This window comes from Mesorhizobium sp. C268A, from assembly GCF_040324475.1.
In the GTDB taxonomy this organism is placed as follows: domain Bacteria; phylum Pseudomonadota; class Alphaproteobacteria; order Rhizobiales; family Rhizobiaceae; genus Mesorhizobium.
The window spans coordinates 1,816,051-1,828,491 of the sequence record NZ_JAMYVX010000001.1 but is presented as its reverse complement, the minus strand read 5'-3'; the positions used below and the strand labels follow the sequence as shown (position 1 = coordinate 1,828,491).

Annotated in this window: 12 protein-coding genes and 2 pseudogenes; 7 read left to right on the top strand and 7 right to left on the bottom strand. The window is 60.9% G+C overall.

Annotated elements, in window-relative coordinates:
• Window positions 1-29: 29 nt before the first annotated feature.
• The 5 genes from NKL06_RS09030 to NKL06_RS09010 all read left to right on the top strand — a co-directional run bounded on the left by NKL06_RS09030 (window position 30) and on the right by NKL06_RS09010 (window position 5,191).
• Window positions 30-1,091 (top strand): substrate-binding domain-containing protein, encoded by a 1,062-nt coding sequence (locus tag NKL06_RS09030; protein ID WP_023667731.1) that lies wholly within the window; start codon window positions 30-32, stop codon window positions 1,089-1,091.
• Between the two features lie 69 nt (window positions 1,092-1,160).
• Window positions 1,161-2,222 carry a substrate-binding domain-containing protein gene (locus tag NKL06_RS09025; RefSeq protein ID WP_023692326.1) on the top strand — a complete coding sequence of 354 codons (1,062 nt, stop codon included), beginning with the start codon at window positions 1,161-1,163 and terminating at the stop codon, window positions 2,220-2,222.
• Between the two features lie 35 nt (window positions 2,223-2,257).
• A complete protein-coding gene (locus NKL06_RS09020; protein WP_023692325.1) occupies window positions 2,258-3,226 on the top strand; it encodes an ABC transporter permease in 969 nt (322 codons plus the stop codon).
• A 12-nt stretch (window positions 3,227-3,238) separates the two neighbouring features.
• Window positions 3,239-4,438, top strand: coding sequence for an alanine racemase (locus tag NKL06_RS09015; protein WP_023692324.1), 1,200 nt, complete (start codon window positions 3,239-3,241; stop codon window positions 4,436-4,438).
• A gap of 9 nt (window positions 4,439-4,447) precedes the next feature.
• Entirely contained in the window at window positions 4,448-5,191 is a 744-nt protein-coding gene (locus NKL06_RS09010) for an ATP-binding cassette domain-containing protein (RefSeq protein ID WP_023686849.1), read from the top strand.
• Between the two features lie 23 nt (window positions 5,192-5,214).
• Here the strand turns inward: NKL06_RS09010 and NKL06_RS09005 are convergent.
• Window positions 5,215-5,468: pseudogene (locus tag NKL06_RS09005) on the bottom strand (MBL fold metallo-hydrolase); the annotation flags it as partial.
• On the opposite strand from NKL06_RS09005, the gene NKL06_RS09000 reads away from it, so the two are divergent.
• On the top strand, window positions 5,428-5,763 hold the full coding sequence (locus NKL06_RS09000) for a hypothetical protein (protein ID WP_023807576.1): 336 nt from the start codon (window positions 5,428-5,430) through the stop codon (window positions 5,761-5,763). The pseudogene NKL06_RS09005 and the gene NKL06_RS09000 sit on opposite strands and share 41 nt — an antisense overlap.
• On the opposite strand, the gene NKL06_RS08995 is transcribed toward NKL06_RS09000, so the two are convergent.
• Window positions 5,744-6,073: a GMC oxidoreductase gene (locus NKL06_RS08995; RefSeq protein ID WP_023692322.1), complete on the bottom strand. Its 330-nt coding sequence runs from the start codon at window positions 6,071-6,073 to the stop codon at window positions 5,744-5,746. The two genes, NKL06_RS09000 and NKL06_RS08995, sit on opposite strands and share 20 nt — an antisense overlap.
• 120 nt (window positions 6,074-6,193) lie before the next feature.
• Between NKL06_RS08995 and NKL06_RS08990 the strand changes: the two genes are divergently transcribed.
• The gene (locus NKL06_RS08990) at window positions 6,194-6,718 is read left to right on the top strand and encodes an ABC transporter permease (protein ID WP_050587046.1); all 525 of its coding nucleotides are present in this window, start codon (window positions 6,194-6,196) and stop codon (window positions 6,716-6,718) included.
• A gap of 204 nt (window positions 6,719-6,922) precedes the next feature.
• Here the strand turns inward: NKL06_RS08990 and NKL06_RS08985 are convergent.
• The 5 genes and pseudogenes from NKL06_RS08985 to NKL06_RS08965 all read right to left on the bottom strand — a co-directional run bounded on the left by NKL06_RS08985 (window position 6,923) and on the right by NKL06_RS08965 (window position 12,379).
• Window positions 6,923-7,773: pseudogene (locus NKL06_RS08985) on the bottom strand (sugar phosphate isomerase/epimerase family protein).
• Entirely contained in the window at window positions 7,770-8,795 is a 1,026-nt protein-coding gene (locus NKL06_RS08980) for an ABC transporter permease (RefSeq protein ID WP_023667740.1), read from the bottom strand. The pseudogene NKL06_RS08985 and the gene NKL06_RS08980 overlap by 4 nt, the downstream one beginning before the upstream one ends.
• Window positions 8,792-9,799, bottom strand: coding sequence for an ABC transporter permease (locus NKL06_RS08975; protein ID WP_023692321.1), 1,008 nt, complete (start codon window positions 9,797-9,799; stop codon window positions 8,792-8,794). The genes NKL06_RS08980 and NKL06_RS08975 overlap by 4 nt, the downstream gene beginning before the upstream one ends.
• Window positions 9,792-11,306: a sugar ABC transporter ATP-binding protein gene (locus NKL06_RS08970; RefSeq protein ID WP_023692320.1), complete on the bottom strand. Its 1,515-nt coding sequence runs from the start codon at window positions 11,304-11,306 to the stop codon at window positions 9,792-9,794. Before NKL06_RS08970 ends, NKL06_RS08975 begins: the two co-directional genes overlap by 8 nt.
• 80 nt (window positions 11,307-11,386) lie before the next feature.
• Window positions 11,387-12,379 (bottom strand): substrate-binding domain-containing protein, encoded by a 993-nt coding sequence (locus NKL06_RS08965; RefSeq protein WP_023692319.1) that lies wholly within the window; start codon window positions 12,377-12,379, stop codon window positions 11,387-11,389.
• Window positions 12,380-12,441 lie beyond the last annotated feature (62 nt).

Sequence of the window (12,441 nt, the reverse complement as noted above, 5' to 3'; positions counted from 1 at the left end):
CACCAACGAAGCAAAATGGGAGAACTGACATGCCGATGAAGACACTGATCGCCGCCGCCTTTGCCGGCGGATTGATGCTTGCCGCCAACCCAGCTTTCGCACAGACGGTCGGCCCGCAGGGCGAGAGCGCCACGCCAAGTGCCGACGTGATCCTAAGCGATGCCGACATCGCCGCGCTCAAGGACAAGGGCTACAAGGCTGCCTTGCTCTGGCACACCTCGTCCGATTTCACCAATGCGGTAACCGCCGGCGCCACCGACGAATTCGCCCGCGCCGGCATCACCATTGCGGTCAAAACGGATGCCCAGTTCGACTCCGCCCGCCAGCGCAGCGACATCGAGACGGCGTTGGCCGCCAAGCCCAACGTCATCTTGGCCCTGCCGCTCGACCCGGTCACCTCGGCAGAAGCCTTCCGCCAGGCGGTCAAGGACGGCACCAAACTGGTGTTCCTGTCCAACTTGCCCAAGGGCTACAAGCAGGGCACCGATTACGCTTCGATCGTGACTGACGATCTATTCCAGATGGGCAAGCAGGCTGCGGACGCGATGGCCAAGGCGATCGGCGGCAAGGGCAAGGTCGGCTACATTTTCCACGACGCTGCCTACTATGTCACCAACCAGCGCGACCAAGCCTTCAAGACCACCATCGAGAAGGTCTATCCCGACATCAAGATCGTCGCCGAACAGGGCATATCCGACCCGGCCCGCGCCGAGGAACTGGCCAACGCGATGCTTTTGCAGCATCCCGATCTCGACGGCATCTACGTGACCTGGGCCGAGCCGGCCGACGGCGTGCTGTCGGCGCTACGCGGCGCCGGCAACGCCAGGACCAAGATCGTCACGCTCGACCTCGCCGAGCCGGTCGCGCTCGACATGGTCAAGGGCGGCAATGTCGCAGCCCTCGTCGCCGACAAGGCCTATGAACTCGGCCGCGCCATGGCTGCTTCCGGCATGAAGTCGCTGCTTGGCCAGCCGACACCGGCCTTCGTCGTCGCCCCGGCCCTGACCGTCACCAAGGAGAATGTCGCGCAGGGCTGGAAGGACTCGCTCAACCGCGACGCGCCGCAGCCGGTGCTCGACGCGGCCAAGTAGGGCTCTCGCTCCGGCGCGGCCCGCCGCACCGGAGCTTTTCTTCGACACAACAAAAAGGGAACCCGGGACATGCGCAAAGCATCTGTAATCATAACGACAGTGGCGAGCCTGCTAGCCATGCACGCCTTCGCCGCTGAAGGCGTCAACACAGGACCGAACGGTGAAAAGCCGGTGCCGGCGAGCAGTCTTACGCTGACGCCAGCCGAAGAGCAGCAGATCAAGGACGGCAAGTTCACCGCCGCCCTCGTCTGGCACGAGATGAGCGAATACACCAACGCCGTCAACGCCGGCGCCCATGACGAATTCAAGCGCCTCGGCATCGAGGTGGTGGCGCAGACCGATGCCGGTTTCGACGCCGCGCGACAGAAGGCCGATATCGAGACGGTGATGGCCAAAAAGCCGTCGATCATCCTGTCGCTTCCCGTCGATCCGGCGACCGCAGCTTCGGTCTACGATCCGGCACGCCAGGCCGGCGTCAAGCTCGGCTTCGTCGACAATTCCCCGGCCGGCTACAAGCAGGGCAGGGACTATGTCACCATCGTCTCCGACGATCTCTTTCAGATGGGCAACAAGGCCGGCATCGCCATGGCCGAGGCGCTCAGCAAGAAAGGCAAGGTCGGCTACATCTTCCACGATGCCGACTTCTACGTCACCAACCAGCGCGACCAGGCCTTCAAGAAGACCATCGAGCAGGACTATCCCGATATGAAGATCGAGGCCGAGGCCGGCATGGCCGACCCGGCGCGCAGCGAAGACATCGCCCAGGCGATGATCACCCAGCATCCGGACCTGGACGGCATCTATGTCACCTGGGCCGAACCGGCGCTGAGCGTGCTTTCGGCCTTGCGCGGTGCCGGCAACACACACACCAAGATTGTCACGCTCGACCTCAACGAGCCTGCCGCGCTCGACATGGTCAAGGGCGGCAACATCGCGGCCCTCGTCGCCGACGAGGCCTACAGCATTGGCGTGACGCTGGCGCGCGCCTCGGCAGGTTCGCTGGTCGGCAAGAAGGCCGAACCATTCTATGCCGTAGATTCCATCGCCGTCACCAAGGACACGGTGAAGGACGGTTGGAAGAAGTCCCTCAACAGGGACGTACCGGCGGCCATCGCGGACGCGGTGAAATAGGCTCGAGGCGAAGCGCTCACCACCGGAGGGATAAAATGTCCAGTGCCAACACCAGTGCCGGTGGCAGCTTCGCCAGCCGCTTCAACCTGCAGCAATACGTCGTCTACCTCGGTTTCCTGGCGATCTTCCTGTTCTTCGCCATTGTGCTGCGGGACAGCGGCTTCCTCACCGTCCGAAACTTATCGAACATCGTGTTGCAGACGACGCCGGTGACGATCATGGCCATCGGCCTGGTCTTCGTCATGTCGGCCGGAGAAATCGATTTGTCGATCGGCTCGATCGTGGCGGTGGCGGCCCTTGCAGCCGCCGTCACCATCAACGCGTACGGCATGCCGGCAGGGATAGTCGCCGGCCTCGGCGCCGGCCTGCTGATCGGCGTCATCAACGGCGTGCTGGTGGCGTATGTCAGGCTGCCCTCCTTCCTGGTGACGCTGGCGACGCTCGGCCTGTTCGCCGGCGTTTCGCGTTCGATGACAGACCTTCGCTCGATCTCGGTGACCAACGAAGCGTTCACCGGCTTCTTCGGTTCCGGCTCGCTGCTCGGTGTCCCCTCACTCGTCTGGTGGTCGGTGATTGCCGTGGCCATCGGCCACCTGGTGTTCCGCGAAACCCGTTTCGGCGCGCATGTGCTGGCGACCGGCGACAATGCCCGCGCCGCAAGCGTATCGGGCATCAGCGTGCCCAGGATCAGGCTCGCCGTGCTGACCATCAGCGGCGGGCTCGCCGGTCTTGCCGGCCTGCTCTATGCCGGTCGCCTGCAGGCGGCGAAATATACTCTCGGCGAAACCGACCTGATGACGGTCATCGCCGCCGTCATCGTCGGCGGCACGCTGCTCAATGGCGGCAAGGGCTCCGTGGTCGGCGCGCTGGTCGGCTCGTTGATGATGGGCATGCTCAACAACGGCCTGATCCTGATGGGCCTGTCGGTCTCCGACCAGATGATCGTGCGCGGCCTCATCATCCTGACCGCAGTCGCCGTGTCGCTGCGCGAAAAGAACCGCTGAAGGAAGCCATCCATGTTTCTCGAAATTCTGCGCCGCCGCAACCCCGCCTTCATCGAATCAGCTATCCGGTTGCACCAGCAAGGTAAGCTGCCGGCCAATGCTTATGTGCTCGATCTCGACACGGTTGAGGCCAATGCGCGGGTTCTCAAGAGCGAAGCCAACCGCAACGGCCTGAAGATCTTCGCCATGACCAAGCAGGTCGGCCGCTCCTCGTCGTTCTGCCGGGCTGTGATGCGCGGCGGCATTGACCGCGCGGTCGCCGTCGACATGGCTTGCGCCCGCGCCACCCACAAGGCAGGCATGAAGCTTGGCCATCTCGGCCATCTCCAGCAGGTCGCAAAATTCGAAGCGGCGGCTGCGGCGAAAACCCTCAAGCCGGACTACTGGACCGTGTTCAACGATACCAAGGCTGGGGAAGCGGCAGCAGGCGCCAAGGCGGCCGGCTATGTGCAGGACCTGCTGGCCCGCATCGCCGCCGAAGGCGATATCTTCTATCGCGGCCATGAAGGCGGTTTCAATGCCGCCGACATTATCGATGTCGCCGACCGGCTGGATGCCGTCGAAGGCGGCCGTTTCGCCGGCATCACCACTTTCCCTGCTCTGCTGTTCGACCATGCTTCGCGAAAAGTACTGCCGACCCCCAATCTGGCGACGCTCGCGAAAGCTGCGGAAGCGTTGGCCAAGGCAGGCCGCAAGGACATTGAGATCAACGCGCCGGGCACCACGTCGAGTGTCATGCTGGCGGCACTCGCCGAGGCTGGCGCGACGCAGTGCGAGCCCGGCAATGGACTGCATGGCACCACCGCATTGCATGTCATGGAAGATTTGCCGGAGCTGCCGGCGGTGCTCTATCTCACCGAGGTCTCGCATCTCTCCGGCGGCAAGGCCTATTGCCTTGGCGGCGGCTTCTACATCGATCCGATCTTCCCCGACTACGACGTCAAGGCGATCGTCTCGGCTGACCCGACGACGGCAGGCTCGGCACTGCGCAGCGTCGAGGTGCCGCCGCCCTCGGCGATCGACTATTACGCCATGATCGATGCCGCCGGCGCGAACGCGCCGAAGCCTGGCGACAGCGCCGTGTTCGGCTTCCGTGGCCAGGCCTTCGTCACCCGCGCCCATATTGTCGGCGTGTCGGGCATTTCGACGGACAATCCGAAAGTGGAAACCATCGAGAACGGTTTCGGTGAACCCTATGCCTGGCCAGTCTAGGAGAAACACATGACGGTGAGCGCGCCCATCCTTCAGCTGCACGACATTCGCAAGAATTTCGGCGGCATCACCGCGATCGAGAGTTTTTCGCTCGAGGTTTTCCCGGGCGAGATCGTTGCACTCGTCGGCGACAACGGCGCCGGAAAGTCGACGCTGGTCAAGATCGTCTCGGGGGTCCACCCGCCCTCGTCCGGCACCATCGTCATCGAAGGAAAACCGGTGACGATGTCGAATGCCACCATGGGGCGCGCGCACGGCATCGAGGTCGTCTACCAGGACCTGGCGCTGGCCGACCAGCAGACGGTCTACATGAACATGTTCCTCGGCCGCGAGCCGCTGAACCGCCTCGGTTTGCTCGACCGCCGCCGCATGATCGACGAGACCGAGAAACTGGTGAAGGAACTGGACGTGCGCATCCCCTCCGCCCACGCCACTATCCGCGATCTCTCCGGCGGCCAGCGCCAGGGCGTTGCGATCGCGCGCGCCACGCATTGGGCAAGCAAGCTGATCCTGCTGGATGAGCCGACGGCGGCGCTGGGCGTTGCCGAAACCGCCCGGGTGGAGGCTATCGTCCAGTCGCTGAAGCAGCGCAATGTCGGCATCCTGATCATCAGCCACAGCCTCGACCAGGTCTTCAAGCTCTCCGACCGCATCTGTGTTCTCAGGCGTGGCAAGCAGATTGGAATTCGCGAGACCGCGAAGACCGATAAGAACGAGATCATTGCCATGATCACCGGCCTGCAGCAGCAATAGCAGGAACTTCTCTGAGAGCCCCCGCCCGAGATCCGGATGTTGTCGGCGATCACGCGATCGATCAGCTTGTGCCGCGTGGTGATCGCCATCGGCCCGTCCTAGTCGTAGCTGCCTTGCCACTCCGGATGCGGCGCCAGCAGCGCTGGCACATACATCGTGTCGCCCGAAATCATGCGCTGTTCCTTGCCGTAGTTTGCGAGGTAGACCGAGTGGCCGGGCGTGTGGCCGGCGCAGCGATGATCTGGAAGCCGGGCGCGACTTCGGCGCCGTCATGGATGCTGCTGGAACTGCTGCGTCTGGTGAAGCTGCCTGCATCGCCTGAATTTCTCCAGGCGTTCCGCACCAGCTTTCTGGCGGCCAACAGCAGCGCGTTGGCATCGCTATCCCAGTCTCGATTTGATAGGACCTATGCAATGTATGGCGGCGCCGACATCACCGTGCCGCCCGGCGGCGTCAAGCTGTCCGGTTTCGGTCGCGACAAAGTCGCTGCATGCGCTGGACAGATACACCGTCTCAAAACAGCCTGGATTTCTCTGGGCTGCCCGTTTCTCGCTAAGCGCTGCCGAGGATGAAATCGGCGCACCGATCGGCGATCATGATCACCGGCGCGTTGGTGTTGCCGCTGATGAGACGCGGCATGATCGAGGCGTCGCAGATGCGTAGGCGCGGCACGCCGCGCACGCGCAATTGCGGGTCGACCACCGCCTGGTCATCGGTGCCCATCCGGCAGGTGCCGCAGGGGTGATAAACCGTCTTGGCGTGTTCGAGGATGTGGTCTGTTATGGACTGATCGGAAAGGTCGGCGGCCCCGCCCGGCGACAGCTCCTCGGCTATCACCGCCTGCAGGGCCGGCTGACGCAGGATGGTGCGGGCGATCTTCATGCCGGCGAGCAGCAGGGCAACACCAAGATGCGACGGCAGGCTTTCCCTACGAAACCCGCTTCGAGGATCTGGAATATCTCACCACCGGTCGCACCGATCTGGTTTCGGTTCTTACCAACAATGCCTACCTCCATTCCCATTCCTCATTCTTTTGTCTTCCTGCTTGTCCTGGCGGCGGTGATGTTGGTCGTTCTGCACCGTACCGCCTTCGGACTATACCTCTACGCCGTCGGCAAAAATGAAGAGGCCGCGCGGTTTTCGGGAATCCGTACCGGCCGGGTTATCATCTGCGCCTATGTGATCTGCGCCGGGCTGACGGCGCTGTCATCCATCTTTCTCACACGCTCGATCCTGCCAAGCTCGCACGGCAATTTCTACGAGCTCTACGCGATCGCCGCCGCCGTCATTGGAGGGTTCTCGTTGCGGGGCGGGGAAGGCTCAATCATTGGTGTGGTGCTTGGAACGATCTTGCTGCAGGTGCTTCAGAACCTTGTCAATCTTCTAGGCATTCCCTCCTCACTCAACTTTGCCGTGAGTGGATCGGTGATCCTGATCGGGGTACTGGCCGACCAGGAATACACAGAGTTTCGAAAGCGCCGCGAATTGATGCGGGGCCGGCTCGCAACCGCCGAAGGTAGGCTGTGATGCCCGAGCCGGTGAAATAGATTGTTCACGGCAGTTGCGATCGCCGACCGGTTGGCTGCTTGCGCCCGGGGGGCAGCCGAAGGCCGGGATCTAAAACGCCGCAATATTGCCTCTCAAGCGGCTCCTGCTTCGAAGGCAGTCGCCGCAATGTCGATGCAGTCGGCTCATGATGTGCCGAGTTTCGATCTCGCATGGCGATGTAACTTATGCGATCAGCCCGTACTGCCGTGCCTTGTTGCGCAAGAACGGCAGACCGTTGCCCATTACAACCGCTTCACTCTCGGCCACCGGACGCCACACGCTGAGGCCAAACGCCAGACGCGGATCCATGTTGATGAAGCTCTCCATCGCGAGCCCGCCCTTGAAGCCGATCGCGGCCAGCGTTGCGAACGTCTCATCCCAATTGCAATTGCCCTCGCCTGGGGTGCCGCGATCAGACTCGGAGAGGTGGATATATTTGAGGTAATCGCGGGCGACGATAATACCGTTGCCCATACCTTTCTCCTCTATGTTCATGTGATAGGTATCAAGGTGCACGAACATATTGTCGGCGCCGACTCTCTCGATTAGTGCCACCGCCTGAGCCGCGGTGTTGATGATGTGGTTCTCGTAGCGGTTCACGGCTTCAACACCGAGTTCGATGCCGCGAGACTTGGCTTGCGCGGCGGCGGACGTCATCACTTTTGCAATGTTATCAAGTTCGTCCTGCGTAGGTGGCACGCCAGTACGCTCGCCGATGCCGCCATAGATTACGCCGCATAGCGCCTGGGCTCCGATGTCGGCCGTCTTGTCGATAGCCACCTTGAGAAAGTCAATCGCCTCCTGTGGGTGGCGCGATGCCCACGCATATTCGGGCAACCCTAGCGAGCACACCGCCTGCATGCCATTTGCCGCCAGCAGCTTGCGGGTGTGATCGGCATCGCAAGAAAATGGATCGGCCAGCGAAATTTCAATGAAATCGAGATCGTATTTTTCACCGCCGCTACAGTGTGCTCGGCGCCCTCTACGGACCAACCACTCGTCCACATGCTCGTATGAACGCCAAAACCCTTCATCGTGTTATCCTCATGAAATTGAGCTGCCCGGCAGCCCACCGCAAGATCATGACGCCGATCAGCATGATGCCCCAAATGGCTGTGGCCAGGTGCTGGCTGGCGCCCAAGAGATTCAGTCCCGAAGAAAGCAACTGCAAAACGATGAGGGCTAGGAAGACCGAAACGACCTTGCCGAAGCCGCCAAACGGATTCACCCCGCCCAAAAAGCAGGCAAGCACCGTAATCAGCACATAGGACTCGCCATGGCCGACACGGACGGAATTGAATCGTGCCATCATGATAATGCCGGCCAACGCACACATGGCGCCAGACAGCGCGTAGATCAGAATGATCACGCGTCGCGTCGAGATGCCGGAATAGCGCGTCGCCTCGATGTTGGAGCCGACCATATAGTTTGAAAAGCCAAGCCTGGTTCGGGTCATCAAGACATGCCAGACGATGACTGCGCCGAGCAGTATCAGCAGCGGGACAGGAATGCCGACGATGCTGCCGTGGCCCAGGGGCTGGATGAATTCGGGAAAGCCCGAAATATCGGCGCCGCGGGTCAGAAACTCGCCAAGGCCGCGCAGGAAAATCATCACCGAGAGCGAAACGAGGATGGGGTGCGCGCCGGTATAGGCTATCACCGGGCCCATGACCAAGCCGCTTGCCGTGCCAACGCCGACCGCAAGAACGGAACCGAGTAGAAAGGCATAGATGCTTGCGTCCGGTCCTCCGTTGGCCTGAAGAACCCAGGCGAGCGTGAGGCCGCAGAGATTGGCCGTGAACGTCACGGCGAGATTGATGCCGCCCGAGATGATCGGCATCAACATCGCGAGCGTAAGCAGTCCAAGTTCAGGCAACTGGAAGGCCACCGATTCAAAGGTAGCTTTGGACAGGAATCGCGGCGAGAGAGATCCGAAGAATGCAATCACCAAAATCAATGCCAGCAAAAGTCCGATATTCTCGGCGCCCAACGTGCCGGCAAGACGGCGCAAGAATCCGTGCCGTAGCGCTCCAGTTTCGAGCACGCGCTGCGTCATGTACCCATCCTCTGCCGCAAGCCCGCGAGGATATGCCCGAGCGGCGCGTTGGACAGCGTGATGGCAATCAAGATGATCGCCCCGACGATCATCTTGAAAGCATAGGGAGAGATGCCGAGGAGGTTCAGCCCGTTTTGCGTCACCGACACAAGAAACACGCCAAGGATGCAACCGAGCACGGTGCCGCGCCCGCCACCCAGCCTGGCACCGCCAAGGACAACAGCTGCCAGCACGTCCATCTCGCGCCCCACCAATGCGTTGGGCACGACTTCCTGGGAATAGTGCACCTGCACAAGTCCCGCGATCCCGGCCATCAAACCAAGCCAGCCGAAGGCAATGAAGTGCATCGCCGCGATGTTGATACCGAGGCGACGGGCGCCCTCCGGGTTATCGCCAAAAGCGTATAGCTGCCGTCCCGTGGTGGTATACCGGATAAGCCCCCAGGTGGCGGCGACACAGACCGCCATGATCGCAACCGGCAGTGTTAGCTCGGCCCAATTGCCATTCGCCTGTTGGAACTCGAAAAGCACAGTGCGATGCGTCCACCAGGCAGGCAGATTGTAGATCGATACACCGTGCGTGAAGAACATCAGCAGGCCGAAAAAAATATTGAAGGTGGCGATGGTGACAACGATTGAAATGATCTGGAAATAGTAGATGAGGCCGGCGTTCACCGCACCCAGGGCGATCCCGACGATTGCCGCCAAGGTGAGGCCGATGAACCAATCACCACCTCCCATTTGGGCTAGAGCCAGCGCCACAACGTATTGAACCACTGACGCGGCCACGGCGAAGGAGATATCGATGCCCCCAGCGATCAACACCACCAGCAGCCCAACCGCGAAGATCAGATTTGTCGAGCTTGTGTTGAGCAGATTGAAGAGATTGGCAATGGTGAAGAATTTGTCGCTCGCAACGGAGAGACCTGCGCTCATGATGAGAAGAACCACAACGAGCCATGTCTCGGTGGGATGAGCCCGGAAGAGCTTGCCGCGGTTACGCATAGACGGCAGCTTCCAGGTCGCCGAGCGAGATGGCGTGCGGGTCGTATTCGGCGACTATCTTGCCCGCGGCCATATGGAGGATGCGGTCGGCGTTGAAATAGACCTCCGGCACTTCATCGGATATCAGCAGAATCGCCAGGCCTTCGGCAGCAAGCTTGGCGACAATCTCGAAGATGCCGGCCCGCGCGCCAACGTCCACCCCCACGGTTGGCGAATCAAGAATGATCAGTTTCAGTCCGACCGCCAGCCATTTGGCGATGGCCACCCTTTGCTGGTTGCCGCCCGAGAGCGTGGAAATCGCATCGGTCTGCCGCCCGACTTTTATCGCCAATTCCTCGATCCAATGATTGACGAGCGCATCCTTCTTCTCCGAGGAGATCAGCCCTCGATCAAGGATCTTGTCGAGCACCGGGATAACGGCGTTGTCGGCGATGGACTGAGCTTGTATGAGACCAAGGGACAAGCGGTCTTCGGAGAGATATCCAATACCCGCGCGGATTGCGTCGCGGTTGGAGTTCAGATGAAGAACCGTCCCGTTGAGTGCGATGCTGCCGCGGTCTGGGCGCAGCATGCCGAAAATAGAAAGCGCGAGTTCTGTGCGACCGGCGCCGAGTAGCCCGGTCAGGCCAAGCGTTTCACCTCGCCGTATTGTCAGCGAAACGTCGTCATAGTCGCCTGCGCGGGTCAATCGATCGATCTTCAACACGACGGGTGATCCACTAAGGTTTCTCGTGCTCACGGTTTGGTCGAAAGTCTTGCCGGTCATCAGTTCGGTGAGGCGTGATTGGGTCATTCCGGCGGTCGGGAACACCCCAACGACCTTACCGTCGCGCAGAACGGTGACGCGACTTGAGATCTCCAGAACTTCCGCAAGGCGATGGCTGACGAAGACGATGGCCATGCCTTCATTCGAGAGTGTTCGAACGATCGCGAGCAACCGGTCTGTTTCCGATTGAGTAAGCGACGATGTGGGCTCGTCCATGAAAATAACCTTCGCATCGCCGGCGAGCGCCCGGGCGATGGCGACGATCTGACGTTGGGCGATTGCAAAGCTACGCAGAGGCGCGTCGACATCGAGGTCGGCGCCAAGCCGCACCAACAGCCCTCGCGCCACCTCGCGAATGCGCGAAGGATCGACGAGCCGAGGCATGTTGCCGAGGACAGTTCTGATCCCGATATTTTCCGCGACTGTCATTTCAGGAAACAGTGCGAGGTCCTGCCAGATGACTTCCACCCCGGCGCTGCGCGCCGCAGCCGGCGACATGATGTCGACAGACTTTCCGGCGATCGACATGTTTGCGCCGGCTAGCGGCTGACAAACGCCGGTGATTACCTTGATCAGGGTGCTCTTGCCGCTGCCGTTCTCACCGGCGATGCATTGCACTTCACCCGGGAGAACCTCGAAGGCGACATCCTGGAGGGCTCTAACGCCACCAAATGTGACGCTTATGTTGCTAAACGACAGAACCGATGGGAGGTCCTGCGTCGTAGACGCGACGAGGTTCACGGCGGGCCCTTCTGAAATGACAAGGATGGGGCGTGCCGGGATTGATTTGCCACCCCGGCACGCCAGCCATGGTCCGCCATCTAAAGCCCTAGGGCTGCAAGACCATCGACCGTTTCGACCGTGATAGGCTGCACAGCGTCCACGATGATGGTGCCGGTTTTGAAGTCAGGGTGAACGACACCCAGACCTTCGATCGTCATGCCGTCGGTGATTTCACCGCCGCCCGCCAGAAAATCAGCCATCGTTACGAATACTTTGCCCGCTTCCAGAGGATTCCACATATAGCCGCCGTCAATAATGCCGGATTTGAGCATTGCGCTGCCTTGGCTAGGCGAGAATGAACCGACAAGAACCACCTTGTCACCAAGCTTCTGCTCCTCGATCGCGCGTCCGGCGCCGATCGGTCCCTGACTGCCGAACGTCAGGAAGCCGCCGAGGTCAGGATTGGCGGCAAGCACATCCAGAGCCGTCTTTCGGCTGTCATCGGCGCTCTCGGCGACGCCATATCTGTCGCCAACCATCTGCATGTCGGGAAAGTTCTTCTTCAGGTAGGCGATTGCAGCATCGGCCCAGGCATTGTGTGCGGGCACAGTAAGAGAACCTACGTACACCACGTACTTGCCTTTGCCGCCCATTTTCTCGGCAAATAGCTTAGCATGGGCCTCACCGAAACCAACGGCCGAGACCATTTCGAAGTCCCAATCAGCGTTCACCTGGTCTGGCGATTCATGAGTTATAACCTTGATGCCCGTTTCGCGCGCCTTTTTTAGAACCGGCTCGAGAACGTTTGCATCATTCGGCACGACGCCAATTACGCTGACGCCCTGAGCTATCAGGTCTTCGATCGCGCGGACCTGAAGTGCCGGGTCGGCGCTGGTCGGCCCGACCATGAAGCCGTCGTCGCCAAGCTCTTTCGACTTTTCCTTTATTCCCGTTTCCATGGCATTGAACCAGGGAATACCGCCGATCTTCACGACGACTCCAACCTTGACGTCCTTCGCCAGCGCAGCATCCATTGTGGCGACCGAAAGGGCTGCGCCGAACGCCGCCGCGAGTATAGTTTTTGCTAACATTTAGTTCCTCCCTGATTGACGAGTTTTTGGGTTGCCTATTGCCCATGTCGGCTTTGTTTGGC